Below are 17749 nucleotides of genomic sequence, written 5' to 3' on the forward strand. Positions count from 1 at the left end.
ACGTTTCGCCCGCGCGCCGCGCGGGATCGAGGAGTACGCCCATGAGCAAGCCCACGCCCATTTCCGGCTTCCCCGAGTGGACGCCGGCGCAGCGGATGATCGAGCAGTTCGTGCTCGATCGCATTCGCACCACGTTCGAGCTGTACGGCTTCGCGCCACTGGAGACCCGCTCGGTGGAGCCGCTGGACCAGTTGCTGCGGAAGGGGGATACCGCAAAGGAGGTCTACCTGCTGCGCCGGTTGCAGGCCGACGCCGACGGGCCGGCCGGTGACGACGCGCTCGGCCTGCACTTCGACCTGACCGTGCCGTTCGCCCGCTACGTGCTGGAGAACGCCGGCAAACTCCAGTTCCCGTTCCGCCGCTACCAGATCCAGAAGGTGTGGCGGGGCGAGCGCCCGCAGGAGGGCCGGTACCGGGAGTTCCTCCAGGCCGACATCGACATCGTCGACCGGGACACGCTGCCGGCGCACTACGAGGCGGAGATGCCGCTGGTCATCGGCGACGCGCTGCGGTCGCTGGCGATCCCGCCGGTGCGCATCCAGGTCAACAACCGCAAGATCTGCGAGGGCTTCTACCGGGGCATCGGGCTGACCGACACGGAGGCGGCGCTGCGCGCCGTCGACAAGCTCGACAAGATCGGCCCGGCGAAGGTGACGGAGCTGCTGGCCGAGACCGCCGGGGCGAGCGAGGCGCAGGCCAAGGCCGTGCTGTCGCTGGCCGAGATCTCCGCGCCGGACGCCTCCTTCGCCGACGCGGTGCGCGCGCTCGGGGTGAGCGACCCGCTGCTGGACGAGGGCGTCGCGGAGCTGACCGCCGTGGTGGAGACCGCGGCCGCGCACGCGCCCGGCCTCTGCGTGGCCGACCTGCGCATCGCGCGGGGCCTGGACTACTACACCGGTACGGTCTACGAGACGCAGATGATCGGCTACGAGCGGTTCGGCTCGATCTGCTCCGGCGGCCGGTACGACAACCTGGCCAGCTCCGGCAACGTCCGGTTCCCCGGGGTGGGCATCTCGATCGGGGTGACCCGGCTGCTCGGCCTGCTGTTCGGCGCCGAGGCGCTGTCGGTGTCCCGTTCGGTGCCGACCTGTGTGCTGGTGGCGGTCACCGCCGAGGAGGACCGGGCGGCCAGCGACGCGGTCGCGGCGGCGCTGCGCTCGCGGGGTGTGCCCACCGAGGTGTCCCCGTCGGCGGCCAAGTTCGGCAAGCAGATCCGGTACGCCGAGCGGCGCGGTATCCCGTACGTCTGGTTCCCCGGCGCGGACGGCGACGAGGTCAAGGACATCCGTTCCGGCGAGCAGGTGGCCGCCTCGGCGGGGGAGTGGAGGCCGCCCCGGGCGGACCTGAAGCCGCTGGTCGGCCCGGCCGGCACTGGCGCCTGAAGGCGTTTCGACCTACGGTGGCGTAAGTTACGCCACCGTAGGGAGAACGTCGTGACCGTGCTCAGCCAGACCGCTCTGCTCACCGAACTCGAGCCGGTGGTCGAGAAGAACCTCGACCGCCATCTGTCGCTGGCCAAGGAGTGGTTCCCGCACGAGTACGTGCCGTGGAGCGAGGGCCGCACCTTCGACGGCCCGCTGGGCGGCGAGGCCTGGTCGCCGGAGGACTCGACGCTGCCCGAGGTGGCCCGGACGGCGCTGATCGTCAACCTGCTCACCGAGGACAACCTGCCCTCGTACCACCACGAGATCGCCACCCTGTTCGGGCGCGACGGCGCGTGGGGCACCTGGGTGCATCGGTGGACCGCCGAGGAGGGGCGGCACGGCACGGCGATTCGCGACTACCTCACCGTGACCCGGGCGGTGGACCCGGTGGCGCTGGAGCGGGCCCGCATGGTGCACATGTCGGCGGGCTACCAGAACGTGCACGACCAGGAGATGCTGCACTCGCTGGCGTACGTGTCGTTCCAGGAGCTGGCCACCCGCATCTCGCACCGCAACACCGGCCGGGCCACCGGCGACCCGACGTGCGAGGCGCTGCTGGCCCGGGTCGCCGCGGACGAGAACCTGCACATGGTCTTCTACCGCAACCTGCTCGGCGCGGCGTTCGAGCTGGCGCCGTCGCAGGCCATGCGCGCGGTCGCCGACGTGCTGACCAACTTCCAAATGCCGGGCGTGGGCATCGACGGCTTCGCCCGCAAGTCGGTGGCGATCGCGCTTGCCGGCATCTACGACCTGCGCCAGCACCGCGACGACGTGGTGATGCCGGTGCTGCGCCAGTGGAACCTGTTCGAGGTGACCGGTCTGAACGCCGACGGCGAGGCCGCCCGCGACCAGATCGCCGCCCACATCGACACCCTGGAGACCCAGGCGTCCCGCTTCGAGGAGCGCCGAGCCGCCCGCGCCGCCCGAGTAGCCGCCACCACCCCCCAGCCCTGACCCCGCCCCTCTCCCGCGCGATCTTGCACTTACGGCCCCCACGGCGCCCGTTTCACGGCGTTTGCGGGGGCCGTAACTGCAAGATCGCCGAGGAGAGGGTGGGCAGGGGCGGGTCAGGGGAGGGGGAAGATCAGGCAAGTTGAGGTGGCGTGGGCTACCAGGCGGTTCGCCGGGTCGGTCAGGCGGGCCTCGGCCAGGGCGGTACGGCGGCCCCGCTGGAGCACGGTGCCCTCGCAGCGCAGCGTGCCGGTGTCGACGGTGACCGGGCGCAGGAGCTTCACGTTGAGGTCCAGCGACGTGTAGCCGACGCCGGCCGGCAGCGTGGTGTGCACGGCGCACGCCGCGGCGGTGTCCAGCAGCGTGGAGAGGACGCCGCCGTGCACGGTGCCGAGCGGGTTGTAGTGGAACTCCTGCGGCAGCAGTTCGACCGCGACGCGCCCCTCCTCGGCCTCCATCCGGGACATGTCGATGAGGTGCATGATCGGCGGCGCGGCCAGCTCGCCGGCGATCATCGCCCGCATCAGCTCCAGGCCGCTTCGCCGGCCCAGGTGAGCGGCCCCAGCGGCCGGGTCGGACCAGGTGAACGTGCGGGAGCGTTCCTGCGTCTGCGTCATGGACTCAGCCTCGCAGCGCGTTGCTGAGTCTGTCAATGAGACCTAGCCTGGTCGGATGAGACCCGCGGCACTGGACTGGTCGGTGGAGAACTGCACCATCGCGCGCGCCATGGAGATCCTCGGCGAGCGGTGGACCCTGGTCGTGCTGCGCGAGGTCTTCAACGGCGTACGCCGGTTCGACGACATGCGGGTGCGCACCGGCATCCCGCGCCAGGTGCTGACCAACCGGCTCGCCATGCTCGTCGAGCGGGGCGTGCTGCGCCGCGAGCCGTACCGGGAGCCGGGCAGCCGGCCGCGCCACGAGTACCGGCTCACCGAGATGGGCCTGGACCTGTGGCCGGTGCTCGTCGCCGTGCTCGGGTGGGGCGACCGCTACCTGGCCGATCCGCAGGGCTCGCCGCTGAGCGTGGCGCACCGCGACTGTGGCGCCGAGGTCCGGGTCGAGTTGCGCTGCGCCGAGGGGCACGAGATCACCGAGGCGCGCGACGTGCTGGCCCGTCCCGGCCCCGGCGCCCGCCGTCGCTTCTGACCGTTCGGCACGTCGACGCGGGTCGATCGCAGGCTCTGACACCTTGAGTCGATGTTGTTGCTCAGGCGTTACATCGGGCGCGGGTGCGAATTAGGGCAAAGCCATGTCTTGCTTACGATCTTAAATGTGTGAATACTTTGGGCACTCGGGCGGTTTCCCCAGGTCGCCCGGGTTGCCCTCGGGCGCGCCCCCATGACAGCGCCCGTTCACCCCCATTCGGAGGTTGTTACATGCGACCCACGAGGTCCACGCTCCGCCGCGCCGCCGCAGTCGCCGTCGCCGGCACCCTGGTCACCGGCTCGCTGCTCAGCGCCCCCGCGCAGGCCGCCCCCGCGGCCCTCTCGCCGGACGCCGCCGCCACCCTCGTCGAGAAGCTCGGCGCCCGCGCCGCCGGCACGTACGCCGACGCCAGCGGGAAGATGATCGTCACGGTGACCGACACCGCGACCGCCCGCCAGGTGCGCGCCGCCGGCGCCATCGCAAAGATCGTGACGCGCGGCGCGGACAAGCTCAACGCCGCCACCGGCGAGCTGGAGCGCTCCGCCAAGATCCCCGGCACCGCCTGGTGGACCGACCCGGCCACGAACCAGGTCGTCGTCTCCGTCGACAGCACCGTCACCGGCGCGAAGCTGGAGCGGGTCAAGGCCGCCGCCGCCCGTCACAACGGCGCGATCCGCATCGAGGCCGAGGCCGGCGTGCTGAGCACCCGGATCTCCGGCGGTCAGGCGATCTACGCCGGCGGCGGTGGCCGCTGCTCGCTCGGGTTCAACGTCCGCAGCGGCTCGACCTACTACTTCCTCACCGCGGGCCACTGCACCAACATCTCGTCGAGCTGGTACAGCAACTCCGGGCAGACCAGCCTGCTCGGCACCCGGACCGGCACCAGCTTCCCGGGCAACGACTACGGCATCGTCCGGCACAACAACTCGGCCAACGCGGCCGGCAACGTGTCGCTGTACAACGGCAGCTTCCAGGACATCACCTCGGCCGGCAACGCGTACGTCGGCCAGTCCGTCCGCCGTTCCGGCAGCACCACCGGCCTGCGCAGCGGCAGCGTCAGCGCGCTGAACGCGACCGTGAACTACGCCGAGGGCAGCGTCTCCGGCCTCATCCGCACCAACGTCTGCGCCGAGCCGGGCGACAGCGGCGGCTCGCTGTTCGCCGGCACCACCGCGCTGGGCCTCACCTCCGGTGGTAGCGGCAACTGCCGCACCGGTGGCACCACCTACTTCCAGCCGGTCACCGAGGCCCTCAGCCGCTACGGCGTGAGCGTCTTCTGATCCGCGCAACGCAGTGAACGGGCCGCCGGGTGACCGGTGGCCCGTTCCGCGTACCCGGTCAGGCGCCCGCCTCCCGGCGGCCCGGGCTGACCGGCGGCCCGTCCGGGCGCGGCGGCCGGGCCGTCCAGTGCCGGTGGGCCCGCCGCGCGGACAGCACCGCCGCCAGCGGCCAGAGCGTCACCGCGAGCGCTGCCACCCGCTCGGCCAGCCCGGTCCGGGAGCCGCCCGTCACCTCCACCACCGACCAGCCGAACAGCGCCAGCAGCACCGCTGTCGCGGCCAGCGCCACCGGCCGGCGGAACGCCCACGGCGGCCGGCCCGCCGGGGAAGCGGCCACCGCACGCGGCACTCTCCGGGGCAGGCGCAGCGCCGACCCGGCCGGCCAGAGCGACAACGCGAGCACCGCCACTGTGGCGGTCACGCCGTGCGCCGGGGAGCCACCCACCTGCGGGCGGGGGAACGCGATGAGCGCGACGGTGGCCAGCCCGCCGAGCGCGAGCAGGAAACGGCTCGACAGCCCGGCGGCGTGCAGCGCGGCGGCGGTGGCGGCGTAGCAGCAGCCGAGCAGCACCAGCGCGACGCCCATCAACCACGGATCGGTGGCGCCCTCGCCGGCCAGCTCGCTGATCGTGTCCCGCACCGGGTCGTACTCCGGCCCCTGGCGGGCGCCCGCGACCGTCCAGCCCGCCACCAGCAGCGCGGGCGCGGCGGCCGCGGTGGCCACGGCCCAGCTGGGTACGGCACGCACCCGGCCACGGTAAACCGCCGGACCGGGCCCTCGACCCGCTTTCGCCGCGTCCCCGGGACGGGCCGGGCTCGACGGGTGCCCGGGAGCGGGCCCGCCCGCCCTGACAGAATGCGGGAAGCAGTCGTGGACCAGATTGAGGAGACGCCAGCCGTGATCCGTACCCACAATGCCGGAAGCCTGCGCGCCGCGGACGCCGGCTCGACGGTGACGCTCGCCGGGTGGGTGGCCCGCCGGCGCGACCACGGCGGTGTCATCTTCGTCGACCTGCGCGACGCCTCCGGCGTCGTGCAGGTGGTCTTCCGCGAGGAGGACGCGCACGCGTTGCGCAACGAGTTCTGCGTCAAGGTCACCGGCGAGGTGACCCGCCGCCCCGAGGGCAACGAGAACCCGGACCTGCCGACCGGCGAGATCGAGGTGACCGCGTCCGCGCTGGAGGTGCTCTCCGAGGCCGCGCCGCTGCCGCTGCCGGTGGACGACCAGATCGAGGCCGGTGACGACATCCGGCTCAAGTACCGCTACCTGGACCTGCGCCGGGGCGGCCCGGCCAAGGCCATGCGGCTGCGCTCGCGGGCCAACCAGATCGCCCGCGGCGTGCTGCACGAGCGGGACTTCCTGGAGATCGAGACGCCGACGCTGACCCGCTCCACCCCGGAGGGCGCCCGCGACTTCCTGGTGCCGGTGCGCCTGCAGCCGGGCAGCTGGTACGCGCTGCCGCAGTCGCCGCAGCTGTTCAAGCAGCTGCTGATGGTCGGCGGCATGGAGCGGTACTACCAGATCGCCCGCTGCTACCGCGACGAGGACTTCCGCGCCGACCGGCAGCCGGAGTTCACCCAGCTCGACATCGAGATGTCGTTCGTCACCGAGGACGACGTGATCGACCTCGGCGAGGCGATCGTCTCGGCGCTGTGGAAGGACCTCGCCGGCTACGAGATCACCCGGCCGATCCCGCGCATCACCTGGCACGACGCGATGTCCCGGTACGGCTCGGACAAGCCGGACCTGCGCTACGGCGTGGAGCTGACCGAGCTGACCGACTACCTGCGCGGCACCGAGTTCCGGGTGTTCGCCGGCGCGATCGACGCGGGCGGCTACGTCGGCGCCGTGGTCATGCCCGGTGGCGCGGCGCAGACCCGCAAGGAACTGGACGGCTGGCAGGACTGGGCCAAGGCGCGCGGCGCGCGCGGCCTGGCGTACGTGGTGCTGGACGCCGAGACCGGCGAGCCGCGCGGCCCGGTGGCGAAGAACCTGTCCGAGGCGCACCTGTCCGGCCTGGCCGACGCGGTCGGCGCGAAGCCCGGCGACGCGATCTTCTTCGCCGCCAGCACCAACACCCGCGAGGCGCAGGAGCTGCTCGGCGCGGCCCGCATCGAGATCGCCAAGCGGTCGAACCTGGTCGACGAGAGCGCCTGGGCGTTCTGCTGGGTCGTGGACGCGCCGATGTTCGAGCCGACCTCCGACCAGGAGAACGGCGGAGCGGGCGGCTGGACCGCCGTGCACCACCCGTTCACCTCGCCGAACGCCGAGTGGGTGGACCGGTTCGAGTCCGCTCCGGACCGGGCGCTGGCGTACGCGTACGACATCGTCTGCAACGGCAACGAGATCGGCGGCGGCTCGATCCGTATCCACCGCGGCGACGTGCAGCAGCGGGTGTTCGACCTGCTCGGCATCACCGCCGACGAGGCGCAGGACAAGTTCGGCTTCCTGCTGGAGGCGTTCAAGTACGGCGCCCCGCCGCACGGCGGCATCGCGTTCGGCTGGGACCGGGTCTGCATGCTGCTGGCCGGCGCGGACTCGATCCGCGAGGTGATCGCGTTCCCGAAGACCCGGGGCGGCTTCGACCCGCTGACCGGCGCGCCCACCCCGATCACCGGGCAGCAGCGCGCCGAGGCCGGCATCGACGCCAAGCCGAAGGCCCCGGCCGGTCCGCACGCCGGCACCGCGGGCCCGGCCGCCCCGGTGGCCGACCCCACCTGATCCAGCCCTGTCGAAAGGCCCGCGTCATGATGACGCGGGCCTTTTCGATCTCCAGGGGGACAGATGCACCTGCTCGTGGTGGGAGCCAGCGGCTTCCTCGGCGCCGAGGTGTGCCGGCAGGCGGTCGCCGCCGGGCACCGGGTCGCCGGCACGTACCACTGCGCCGCCGTCACGGTGCCGGGCGTCGCGCCGCACCGGCTCGACGTGACCGACCGCGCCGCCGTGCGTGAGCTGCTGACCCGGGTACGCCCCGACGCGGTCGTCGCCACCCCCTACCGGTACGACGACTGGGCGGTCACGGCGGACGGGGCGGCCCACATCGCGGTAGCCGCCGCCGAGGTGGGCGCCCGGCTGGTGCACCTGTCCAGCGACGCGCTGCACGCCGGGCGGCCGAAGGCGTACGCGGACGAGGACGTGCCCACGCCGCTGCACCCGTACGGGGCGGCGAAGGCGGCGGCGGAGACTGCCGTGCGGGCGGTCGATCCGGGCGCGGCGCTGGTGCGCACGTCGCTGATCGTGGGGGAGGGCAGCAAGCAGATCCAGCTCTGCCGGGACGCGCTGGCCGGGCGGGCCGTGTTGTTCACCGACGAGCTGCGCTGCCCGGTGCACGTGGCCGACCTCGCCGCCGCGGCGCTGGAGCTGGTGCCGGGCGACTACGCCGGGCTGCTCAACGTGGCCGGGCCGGACGCGGTGAGCCGGGCCGAGCTGGGGCTGCTGGTGGCCCGGCACGACGGCGTGGACGCGGGCGGGCTGCGGACGACCACGATCGCCGCCGCCGGGCTGCACCGCCCGGGTGAGGTGGTGCTGGACTCCGCCCGCGCCGCCGGGCTGCTGCGGACCTGCCTGCGGGGGATCACCGAGCTGTACGGCTAGTTGCACAGATTCTTTGCAAGTAGCTTGTGCACAGGAAGTGTGCACAGATATTGTGCATCACATGGAAGGGAAGACGGAGCGCACCGTACACATCGACCACCGCCAGGTTCGCGCGCTGGCCCAGCCGCTGCGCATGCGGCTGGTCGGGGCGCTGCGCGTGGGCGGCCCGGCCACCGCCACCGCCCTCGCCGAGGCGCTCGGCACCAACAGCGGCGCGACCAGTTACCACCTGCGCCAACTCGCCGAGGTGGGCCTCGTGGTGGAGGACCCGAGCCTCGGCACCGGCCGCCAGCGCTACTGGCGGGCCGCGCACGACGTCACCAACTGGGAATCCAGCGACTTCGACGACGACCCCGACGCGCGGGCGGCCATCGAGTGGATCGAGGCGGACTACGTCCGCTTCTTCGCCCAGCACGCCGAACGCTGGTTCGCCCAGAGGCACCGGTGGTCGCCGGCCTGGCGCGACGCGTTCGGCATGGGCGACTTCTTCATGCGGATTCCGGTCGACCGCCTCAAGGCGATCCAGGAGGAGGTCTTCGCGGTCTTCGAGCGGCACCGTGACGCCACCGACCCCGACGACCCCGACGCCGAGACCGTCCAGCTCTACCTCGCCGCCCTCCCGATGGACGCGGCCTACCCGCGGTCCACCCCGCCACCCGCCGAGGAGAAGCCGTGACCGCGCTGTCCGTACGCCAGATCCGGATCCGCTACCTCACGCTGTACGGCCTGCGCTGGCTACCAAGCGGCCTGCTCATGCCGGTGATGATCCTGCTGATGCAGGAGCGCGGCCTCACGCTGTCCCAGATCGGCCTGGTCGCCACCGCGCAGGGCCTCGTCGTGCTGGCGCTGGAACTGCCCACCGGCGGCTTCGCCGACGCGCTCGGCCGCAAGCCGGTGCTTGTCGCCGCCTGGGCCATCGGCCTCGGCTCGCTGGCGCTCATGGCGGTGGCCGACTCGTTCTGGATGTTCTTCCTGGTCTGGGCGTTGCAGGGCATCTACCGGGCGCTCGACAGCGGCCCGATGGAATCCTGGTACGTCGACGCCACGCTCGCCGCCGACCCGAAGGCCGAGTACGAGCGCGGCCTCGGCTGGGCCGGCACCGTGATCGGCGTCGCCATCGGCGCCGGCGCCCTGCTCAGCGGCGGCCTCGTCGCGCTCGGCCCGGTCGGCCCGGTCAGCGCGCTGGCCCTGCCGGTGATCGTCGCCGCCGTGCTCCAGGCCGTCTCCATCGTGGCGCTGCTGGCGCTGATGGCCGAGCGGCGGCCCGCGTCCGGCCCGGCCGCGCTGCGCGCCTCGGTGGTCGACGCGCCCCGCATGGTCGGGCAGGCCGTCGGGCTGCTGCGCCGCAACCGGGTACTGCTGGCCCTGGTCGCCGTCGAACTGTTCTGGGGCTTCGGCATGGTCACCTTCGAGTCGTTGCTCCCGGTACGCCTCGCCGAGGTGCTCGACAACCCGGACCGCGCGGCGGCGCTGCTCGGCCCCGCCGGCACGGCGGCCTGGCTCGCCAACGCCGCCGGCGCCGCGCTCACCCCGTTCCTGCTGCGCCGCCTCGGCGCCGCCCCGGCCGCCGCGCTGATGCGGATCCTCCAGGGCGTGACGGTGGTCGGCATGGGCCTGCTGGCCGGTCCGGTCGGCATCCTCATCGCGTACCTGGCCTGCTACACCGTGCACGGCGCGTCGAACCCGCTGCACATGGGACTGCTGCACCGGCAGGTCGACGGCCCGTACCGCACCAGCGTGCTCTCGCTGAACTCGATGGCCGCCCAGCCGGCCGGCGCGCTCGGCGCGGTCACCCTCACCGCGCTGGCCGACGCCACGAGCGTCGGTGTCGCCATGATCGTCGGCGGAGTGGTGCTCGCCGTGGCCGCGCCGCTCTACCTGCCGGCCTGGCGCGCGGCCCGCCGTACCTCTGCCGAGGCCGAGGTGGCACCGGAGGTGACGGGCGGCGGACCCGGCCAGGCCGGCCTGGCGTCCGAGCCGCCCTTCGACCCGGCCGACCGTGGCGCCGTCGTCGGCGCGGACGGGGCTGCCGTCACGGGCGGGCCCGGGCCGGTGGTCGTGCCGGCGTCGCCTGGCCGCGACTGAGTTCTGCGGGCGTTGTCCGGCGGCGGTTGGGGCGTCCCGGCGTCCCCGGCGGCTGGCGGCGTCCGGCGGCGGCCGCGTGGTGCCGGCGTTGTCCGGCGGCTGGCGTCCGTCCGGCGGCGGCCGCGTGGTGCTGACGTTGTCCGGCGGCGGCGGCGGTGCTGGCGTCGCCCAGCCAACTGAGTGGTGCTCGCTCGCACCCTGCGGCGCGGTGCCGGGTGCGAGCCGCAGCTGCTTCGGCAGCAACTTCCCGGCATCGCCGTGCGGGTCACCGCCCGCCGTGGGCGGAACGTCATGGGTGTCTCGGCTCCCGTTTGACACCCATGACGTTCCACTCACCGGTTCGACGCGCCCGCTACGGCGGGCGCGTTCGTTTCTGGGAGGCGGCGTCCGCGACGTGGGACGCGGGGAGATCTTGGTGAGCGGGCGCCCCGGCAGAGGCCGTTTCGTACCAAGATCTCGTGCGGCGTGCGGCGTGCGGCGTGCGGCGTGCGGCGTGCGGCGGGCGTCGCGCGACAGGACGGCAGTCCGATACCCGGTCGGCAGCGTGGGCGAGTTCGGGCGGCGGCCGGTCGAGCCATGGCGGGTGCCGGCAGCGTCAGGCCAGCTTGATCGAGGTGCGGCGTTCGGTGGCGGTGAAGCCGAGCCGCCGGTAGAGCCGCAGCGCGCCCACGTTGTCCGGGTAGACGCCCAGCGCCACCGTGTCGTACCGGGCGAACAGGGCGCCCGTCATTCCGGCGGTCAGCACCGCGCCCAGCCCTCGGCCGCGAAGCCCAGGCGCGACTGTCAGCCCGGCCAGGAAGCCGATGTCGCCGCGGCTGCGATCCGCGCCGCAGGCGAGCAGACGGTCACCGTCGCGGATGCCGTACCAGTCGACGATGCCCGGCTCGCCCGGCCGGGAGGTGGTGCTCGGGAACGCCTCCTCGATCAGCGCGGCCAGCGCGGGATGGTCGGCCTCGGTGAGCCGCTCCACCCGCTCCTGTTCCGGCCGGCGCGGTACCGGGCCGGTGGTCCAGAGGAAGTCCCACTCGACCAGCCGGGCCACCGGCAGCCGCGCGGTCACCTCGGCCGGCTCGGCGCGGGACACGTTGATCGACTGGCCGGCCTGTAGCGTGCCGTCCGCCCGCTGGGCGGCGAAGACGTCGAGCGCCGGGCCGGGTACGCCGACCGCGCCGCCGGCCGACCACTCGCCCGGCGGGAGCAGCCACCCGACCGTGCCGTCGTGCCGCCATCCCCGTACGGCCTCGTCGCGCCGGAGCGCGTGCCGGGCGAACGGGTGGTGGCCGGCCGCGGCGAGCAGCGCCTCGCGCCCGGTCAGCGCCTCGTCGACAGTGATCACGCCGCCAGCCTACGAGCGCCGGCGCGCCCGATCCGCCCCGGTGTGGCCCGACTGCCGGCACGTGTTCCACGGTGGAGATTGACGAACAGACCGATTGGGTACATCCGTCGCCGACCTGCTGGGAACCCCCACCGGAGGAACGACATGCTCGCCATTCTCGCGGCCATCGTGTTCGGTTTCGCGCTGCTGCTCGACTTCATGAACACCGACCTCGGCGCGCCCGATCTGTTCAGCACCACGACGCTCATGCTCATCGGATTCCTGCTGCTCTCGCTCTACCTGGCCGGCGTCGGATCCGGCCCGCGCGGCGGCGGTGGCGGCCGGTGGTACCGGGGCCGGCGGCCGGGTCGCGGCTGACCGGAAAAGACCACCCGGGTCGGGTCGGCGGCGCGATTCCGGCGCCGTCGGCCCGGCCCGGTACTGTTCTCGTGATGGAATCGGACGCCCTCTTCACCCTCGGCGAGCCCGCCGGCGCACCCGCGGGCGCGGGCGGCGCCGACGGCTTCACCGACGCCCGGGCGGACTCGCCCCTGCCGGTGCGGATGCGGCCGGCCGGCATCGACGAGCTGGTCGGGCAGGAGCACCTGCTCGCGCCGGGCGCGCCGCTGCGTCAGCTGGTCGAGGGCGCGGCGCCGATGTCGGTGATCCTCTGGGGGCCGCCGGGCAGCGGCAAGACCACCATCGCCCACCTCGTGGCCCGGGCCACCGACCGGCGCTTCGTGGCGATGTCCGCGCTGACCGCCGGTGTGAAGGACGTGCGCGCGGTGATCGAGACCGCGCGGCGGCAGCGGCGTTCCGGCGGCCCGCCGACGGTGCTGTTCATCGACGAGGTGCACCGGTTCAGCAAGACCCAGCAGGACTCGCTTCTCGCCGCCGTCGAGGACCGTACTGTCACGCTGCTGGCGGCGACCACCGAGAACCCGTACTTCTCGGTCATCTCGCCCTTGCTGTCGCGCTGCGTGCTGCTCACCCTGCAGGCCCTCGACGACGACGACGTACGCGGGCTGCTGCGCCGCGCGGTCGCCGACGAGCGCGGCCTCGGCGGCGCGCTGGTGCTGGCGCAGGAGGCGGAGGACCACCTGGTCCGGCTCGCCGGGGGCGACGTGCGCAAGGCGCTCACCGCGCTGGAGGCGGCGGCGGCCACCGCGACCGCGATCGGCGCCGAACGGATCGACCTGGCCGTGGCCGAGCAGGCGGTCGACGTGGCGGCGGTGCGCTACGACCGCGACGGCGACGCCCACTACGACGTGACCAGCGCTTTCATCAAGAGCATGCGCGGCTCCGACGTGGACGCGGCACTGCACTGGCTGGCCCGGATGCTGGTGGCCGGGGAGGACGCCCGGTTCATCGCCCGCCGGCTGGTCATCTTCGCCAGCGAGGACGTCGGCATGGCCGATCCCACCGCGCTGACGGTGGCCACCGCCGCCGCCCACGCGGTGGAGTACGTGGGCCTGCCGGAGGCGCAGCTCAACCTGGCCCAGGCGGTCATCCACCTGGCCACCGCGCCGAAGTCGAACTCGGCCACCGCCGCCATCGGCGCCGCTGTCGCCGACGTACGCGCCGGTCGCGGTGGCCCGGTGCCGCGCGGACTGCGCGACGCCCACTACTCCGGCGCGCGCGGGCTCGGCCACGGGGCCGGCTACCGCTACCCGCACGACGACCACCGGGGGGTGGTCACCCAGCAGTACGCTCCGGACGACCTCGTCGGAACCGACTACTACCAGCCCAGCGGGCACGGCGCGGAGCGGGCGGTGGCCACCCGGCTGCCGCTGCTGCGCCGGATCGTCCGTGGGCTGCCGGCACCCACGACCCGGGAGGCCGGCGCCCCGGCCGCCGTGAACGGGGCCCGGGTGGGGGGCGGCGAGCAGGCCAGCGGGGCGAGTGAGGGCGGCAGCGACGCCGCCGAGGGGGGTCAGTAGTGATGGCGCGTGGTCCGGAGCGACCGGCGGACGGCCCCGACGAGCGGCGCGATCCGCGGGCAAAGGGCCGCCGGTGGGGACGCGGCCGGCCCGAGCCCGAGCTGGACCCGACGGTCGTCGGCGAGGAACTCGGCTGGATCGACGACCTGCGCACCGCCAAGCAGCAGGGCGGCGAACTCGGACCGGAGGGGGAGTCCGCCGCGCCCGCGCCGGGCCGGCCGGGCGCCGCAACCGGCCCGGCCCCCGGGCCGGGGGCGCCTTCTTCCGCCGCGCCGGGGATGCCGCCACCCGCCGCGCGGCCCGCCCCGCGTTCCCCGGCGCGGGGCCCGCAGCCACCCGTGTCCGGTCACCCGGGCCCGCAACCACCCACCTCCGGTCACCCGGGTCCGCAGCCACCTGTTTCGGGTCGTCCCAGCCCGGCGGCGCCGCCGTCGGCGGGCAGGCCCGGTGCGCCGTCTCCCGCTGCCGCGCCCCCGTCCCCCGGCCGGTCCCAACCCACCGGGCCCGCGCCGGACGGCCGCACCGACCCGACGCTCCCGCCCGTTTCCGGTCGTCCCGGCCCGGCGTCGCCTCCGGGCGTGGGCCGCGGGGGACCGGCCGCGCCCGGTCGCGGCCGGCCCGGCGTGGACGTACCCCCGGTCGCCGGACGTCCCGGTGGGGACGCGGGCGCCGCCCGGCGCGGCCCGGAGATGCCGCCCGGCGGCTCGGCTGACGCGCCGCACCCGATGCCCGGTGGCCGGCCCGGTCCGCGTCCTCCGGTGACCCGGCGCGGTCCCGACCAGCCCGGCCCGGCCGCGCCGCCGGTGCGCCCCGGCCCCGAGGCCGGCGCACCGCGGCCGCCTGCCGACGGCCCCTGGCCCGGCGTGCCCGAGGCCCGTCGTCCGGCGGGACCACCCGTCCGCCGGAGCCCGGACGGCCCCACGGGCCAGCAGCCGCCGGTCACCGGCGTCACGCCGCCGCCCGGTCCGCCCGCCGGGCCGCCTGCGCACGGCCGGGTACCTGCCGATCCGGGCCGGCCGCCCGTCGACGGCGAGCACCGGCCGCCGACACCTCGCGGCCGGCACGGCGTCGGCGCGCCTGAGGGTGCGCACCAGGCCGCCGTCGCCCCGCCTGTCACTCCGTCGCCCGGCGGTCGCCGGGCCCGGCCCGACGACACCGCCGGCGTCCAGCCGGTTTCCGGCGGGCCCCGCCGTGCGCGGCCGGACGACGTTCCGCCCGGCGTGCGGCCCGTGTCGGGCGCGGGCCGCCGTGCGCGGCCGGACGACGTCCCGCCCGGCACGCGTCCCGTCTCCGGCGCCGGCCGCCGCGCCGCCGCGGAGGGCGTCGTCCCCGGCGGGCCTGCCGGGCGGGCCGTCCCCGACGCCACCCCTGCCCCCGGTGAGGGGCGACGATCCCGGCACGAGGAGCCCACCGGCGGCCACCGCGCCGCCGTCCCCGGTGCGGCGTCCGCTGCGGTGTCCCCGCCGGGTGGCCGCCGGGCCGCCCCGGAGCCGGACCGCCCGCCGGTGGTGCCGCGGAGCGGAAACGCGCCGGACCTGCCCGGCGCGCCCGTGTCCGGCGCCCCGGCGAACGGCCCGCGCCGCGCCGCGCCGGACGGCCGCAGGGCCGTACCCGACGGCGCGGCCGACACCGGCCCCGGCGACGCGGCGCGGCCCGGGCGTCGCGCGGCCCCCGACGACACCGGCGATCCGCGCCCTCAGCGGCCCGCCGACTGGCTGCGGCAGGCGGGTCGCACGCCACACACCGACCCCGCCATGCCGGTGACCCGCCGCCCGGCCGACGAGCAGACCGGCCGGCCCGGCGCCCCCGGCGGCCGTACCGGCGCCGCCGTCCCACCGGTCCGTCCCGAACCGGCTGATCCGGGTGTGCCGTCCCGGCGGCCCGGGCAGGCCGGACCGGGCGTGCCCGGGCGTGGCGCGGCGGCCGGCCACCCGGCTCCGCCGGCCCGGCCCGACCAGTCCGGCCAGGTCATGCCTCCGGCGGGCCCTCCGATGCCCGCCCCGCCCGCGAAGCCCGGCCGCCCCGGCCCGGCCCGGGGGGCCGCCCGCCCCGGCGTACCGCCGGGACCCGGTGGCGGCCCGCCCGGCCCGCCCGGCGCCGGCCCGCAGGGCGACGTCGAGCGCACCGGTGGTGTGCCGATCGGCGGTGGCCGTCCCGGTGGTGGCCCGGCGCGTCCGGCAGGTCCGCCCGGTGCCGGCCAGCAGGGCGACGTCGAGCGCACCGGTGGTGTGCCGATCGGTGGCGGCCGTCCCGGCGGTCGCGCCGACGAGGCCGTCCGCGCTCCGGGCCGTCCGCCCAGCGGCGACGGCGGGCGTACCGGTCCCGGCCCGCATCCGCCCCGGCAGGTGCCCGGCGGTTCCGGCCCGGCCCGGCCCGGTGAGGCACCTCCGCCCGGTGGCGCACCCCGTCCGCCGATGGCGCCCGGCGTCCGGGGCGCGGCCGCCGGACCGGCGCCTGCCGCCCGCGCGGCGGCGGGTGTGGCGCGGCCGGTCGGACCGGACGAGCGGACCACCGGACGGGCGGCCGGCCCCGGACCGGAGCCGGACCGCAGTGGACCGGGCAACCCGGCCGGCATGGCGCCGCCTCCGGGCGCTCCGGCGGTGGCGCGGGCGGCTGCTGTCGTACCCCAGGGGGAGCCTTCGGGGCCACGGCCCGGCGCGGACGGCATGCCGGCGCCGCGACCGGCCGGTCCCGGGGTGGACGAGGCCGACGCGGAGGCCGGTGGCCTGCGCGGCGCCCGGTCCGAGCTGCGGCGGCAGATGCGCGAGCGGCGCCGCCTGCGGATGGGCGTGCTCGCGCTGGTGAGTCTCGTGCTGCTGGGCGCGGTGCCGCTCTACTTCGGCATGCGGACGCTCAGCCGCGATCCGGTCTTCGACACCCTCGACGCGCTCGACGTGCCCGCCTGGGCCGAGACCAAGACCGTCGACAACGTCAGCGGCAGCCGCTGGTGCCTGCAGGACTGCCGGCTGCGCGAACGCGCGGTCGAGTCGGAGCAGGGGTGGGAGCAGACGGTCGCCGTCTACGAGCAGGCGCTGGCCAAGGACGGCTGGCGGCGGTGGAGCGTCGAACGCTGCCCGGAGGAGAAGGTCGAGGGCAGCTACACCTGCTGGCGCCGCGACGAACTCACGCTGGACCTGTGGGTACGCGACCCGGCCTGCACGCCGCCGCCGATCGACGGCGCGCCCGCGCCGTCGGCCCCGCCCGCGCCCGCAGCGGCGGCGTGCACCGGCTCGTTGGTGTCGGTGAAGGTGCGCAACGCGATCGACGACGAGCGCACCGGGCCGACGCCGACCACCGATCCGTCACTCACCGGTGAGGACCCGTTCCCGACGCTGACCGACGACCCGCTGGGCGAGGCGACTCCCTCACCGTCGTGAGCCGACTTTCATCACGGACGGTAGGGTCTGGGGCTGGCACGCCCGTCCGCGCCCGGTGACCGGGTCGGCGTGGCGCGAAGTGGGTAGGTACGGTCGCGCGTTCCGGGGCGTCGGGTCCCGGGACACTGCTTGAGGAGGACATGCGCGTGAGTGGTGGAGAAATCGCTGCGCTGATCGCGGCCGGCGCGTTCCTGATGCTGGTGCTCGTGCTGGCGGTGCCGATCCTGCGGCTGCGGCACACCGTGGACGCGACGACCCGCATGATCACCGAGGTGAACGAGCGCACCGCGCCGCTGCTCGGTGACGTGAACACCACGGTGAAGAACGTCAACGTGGCGCTGGAGCAGGTGCAGACCTCGCTGGACGGGGTGAACCTGCAGCTCGCCAAGGTGGACACCATGACCAGCCACGCGCAGAACGTCACCGCGAACGTGGCGAACCTGGCCACCGTGGTCTCGGCCGCCGCCGCGAACCCGCTGGTCAAGGTGGCCGCGTTCGGGTACGGCGTGCGCCGGGCCGCGTCCGCGCGCCGGCACGCCGAGACCGAGCGCGAGGTGCGCGACACCATCAAGCAGCAGCGCCGGGCCGCCAAGCGCGGCAACCGCTGACCTCGACCGGCGTACGCGGGAGGATGAG

The 17749-nt window shown here is 75.3% G+C and carries 15 protein-coding genes; 12 read left to right on the top strand and 3 right to left on the bottom strand.

The genetic code is table 11. The annotated features are described in order from the left end of the window. The first annotated feature begins 41 nt into the window (after positions 1-41). Entirely contained in the window at positions 42-1382 is a 1341-nt protein-coding gene (gene hisS, locus MicB006_RS26805) for a histidine--tRNA ligase (RefSeq protein WP_116509863.1), read from the top strand. Positions 1383-1433: 51 nt separating this feature from the next. Next, positions 1434-2378 carry an acyl-ACP desaturase gene (locus tag MicB006_RS26810; protein ID WP_116509865.1) on the top strand — a complete coding sequence of 315 codons (945 nt, stop codon included), beginning with the start codon at positions 1434-1436 and terminating at the stop codon, positions 2376-2378. Positions 2379-2491: 113 nt separating this feature from the next. Here the strand turns inward: MicB006_RS26810 and MicB006_RS26815 are convergent, their stop codons facing one another. Next, complete coding sequence (locus MicB006_RS26815; protein ID WP_116509866.1) at positions 2492-2992, bottom strand: PaaI family thioesterase; 501 nt, start codon at positions 2990-2992, stop codon at positions 2492-2494. Between the two features lie 55 nt (positions 2993-3047). Between MicB006_RS26815 and MicB006_RS26820 the strand changes: the two genes are divergently transcribed. Both MicB006_RS26820 and MicB006_RS26825 read left to right on the top strand, forming a co-directional pair. Then, positions 3048-3521 (top strand): helix-turn-helix domain-containing protein, encoded by a 474-nt coding sequence (locus MicB006_RS26820; protein ID WP_116509867.1) that lies wholly within the window; start codon positions 3048-3050, stop codon positions 3519-3521. A 230-nt stretch (positions 3522-3751) separates the two neighbouring features. Next, the gene (locus tag MicB006_RS26825; RefSeq protein ID WP_116509869.1) at positions 3752-4801 is read left to right on the top strand and encodes a S1 family peptidase; all 1050 of its coding nucleotides are present in this window, start codon (positions 3752-3754) and stop codon (positions 4799-4801) included. 58 nt (positions 4802-4859) lie between these two features. On the opposite strand, the gene MicB006_RS26830 is transcribed toward MicB006_RS26825, so the two are convergent. Then, positions 4860-5549 (bottom strand): DUF998 domain-containing protein, encoded by a 690-nt coding sequence (locus tag MicB006_RS26830; RefSeq protein WP_116509870.1) that lies wholly within the window; start codon positions 5547-5549, stop codon positions 4860-4862. Positions 5550-5699: 150 nt separating this feature from the next. Between MicB006_RS26830 and aspS the strand changes: the two genes are divergently transcribed. The 4 genes from aspS to MicB006_RS26850 all read left to right on the top strand — a co-directional run bounded on the left by aspS (position 5700) and on the right by MicB006_RS26850 (position 10481). Further along, a complete protein-coding gene (gene aspS, locus MicB006_RS26835; RefSeq protein WP_116509872.1) occupies positions 5700-7523 on the top strand; it encodes an aspartate--tRNA ligase in 1824 nt (607 codons plus the stop codon). A 63-nt stretch (positions 7524-7586) separates the two neighbouring features. Further along, entirely contained in the window at positions 7587-8396 is an 810-nt protein-coding gene (locus MicB006_RS26840) for a sugar nucleotide-binding protein (protein WP_116509873.1), read from the top strand. Between the two features lie 61 nt (positions 8397-8457). Beyond that, positions 8458-9072 carry a helix-turn-helix domain-containing protein gene (locus tag MicB006_RS26845; protein ID WP_116509875.1) on the top strand — a complete coding sequence of 205 codons (615 nt, stop codon included), beginning with the start codon at positions 8458-8460 and terminating at the stop codon, positions 9070-9072. Beyond that, positions 9069-10481, top strand: a complete 1413-nt coding sequence (locus MicB006_RS26850; RefSeq protein WP_225980518.1) for an MFS transporter — start codon at positions 9069-9071, stop codon at positions 10479-10481. Before MicB006_RS26845 ends, MicB006_RS26850 begins: the two co-directional genes overlap by 4 nt. A gap of 595 nt (positions 10482-11076) precedes the next feature. Here MicB006_RS26850 and MicB006_RS26855 read toward each other — a convergent pair. Further along, complete coding sequence (locus MicB006_RS26855; RefSeq protein ID WP_116509877.1) at positions 11077-11817, bottom strand: GNAT family N-acetyltransferase; 741 nt, start codon at positions 11815-11817, stop codon at positions 11077-11079. A 144-nt stretch (positions 11818-11961) separates the two neighbouring features. On the opposite strand from MicB006_RS26855, the gene MicB006_RS26860 reads away from it, so the two are divergent. From MicB006_RS26860 to MicB006_RS26875, 4 genes are all read left to right on the top strand, one after another. Further along, positions 11962-12174 carry a hypothetical protein gene (locus MicB006_RS26860; protein ID WP_013285485.1) on the top strand — a complete coding sequence of 71 codons (213 nt, stop codon included), beginning with the start codon at positions 11962-11964 and terminating at the stop codon, positions 12172-12174. Positions 12175-12248: 74 nt separating this feature from the next. Beyond that, positions 12249-13736, top strand: coding sequence for a replication-associated recombination protein A (locus MicB006_RS26865; RefSeq protein WP_073827669.1), 1488 nt, complete (start codon positions 12249-12251; stop codon positions 13734-13736). A 2759-nt stretch (positions 13737-16495) separates the two neighbouring features. Further along, positions 16496-17113 carry a hypothetical protein gene (locus MicB006_RS26870; protein ID WP_116511854.1) on the top strand — a complete coding sequence of 206 codons (618 nt, stop codon included), beginning with the start codon at positions 16496-16498 and terminating at the stop codon, positions 17111-17113. Between the two features lie 146 nt (positions 17114-17259). Beyond that, positions 17260-17721, top strand: coding sequence for a DUF948 domain-containing protein (locus tag MicB006_RS26875; RefSeq protein WP_104115776.1), 462 nt, complete (start codon positions 17260-17262; stop codon positions 17719-17721). Positions 17722-17749 lie beyond the last annotated feature (28 nt).

Source organism: Micromonospora sp. B006 (assembly GCF_003408515.1).
In the GTDB taxonomy this organism is placed as follows: Bacteria; Actinomycetota; Actinomycetes; order Mycobacteriales; family Micromonosporaceae; genus Micromonospora; species Micromonospora echinospora_A.

Bases quoted from the DNA above. Each gene is read 5' to 3' on its own strand.
- hisS (WP_116509863.1), top strand. From the start codon at position 42: ATGAGCAAGCCCACGCCCATTTCCGGCTTCCCCGAGTGGACGCCGGCG.
- MicB006_RS26815 (WP_116509866.1), bottom strand. From the start codon at position 2,992: ATGACGCAGACGCAGGAACGCTCCCGCACGTTCACCTGGTCCGACCCG.
- MicB006_RS26820 (WP_116509867.1), top strand. From the start codon at position 3,048: ATGAGACCCGCGGCACTGGACTGGTCGGTGGAGAACTGCACCATCGCG.
- MicB006_RS26825 (WP_116509869.1), top strand. From the start codon at position 3,752: ATGCGACCCACGAGGTCCACGCTCCGCCGCGCCGCCGCAGTCGCCGTC.
- MicB006_RS26840 (WP_116509873.1), top strand. From the start codon at position 7,587: ATGCACCTGCTCGTGGTGGGAGCCAGCGGCTTCCTCGGCGCCGAGGTG.
- MicB006_RS26845 (WP_116509875.1), top strand. From the start codon at position 8,458: ATGGAAGGGAAGACGGAGCGCACCGTACACATCGACCACCGCCAGGTT.
- MicB006_RS26860 (WP_013285485.1), top strand. From the start codon at position 11,962: ATGCTCGCCATTCTCGCGGCCATCGTGTTCGGTTTCGCGCTGCTGCTC.
- MicB006_RS26865 (WP_073827669.1), top strand. From the start codon at position 12,249: ATGGAATCGGACGCCCTCTTCACCCTCGGCGAGCCCGCCGGCGCACCC.
- MicB006_RS26870 (WP_116511854.1), top strand. From the start codon at position 16,496: ATGCGCGAGCGGCGCCGCCTGCGGATGGGCGTGCTCGCGCTGGTGAGT.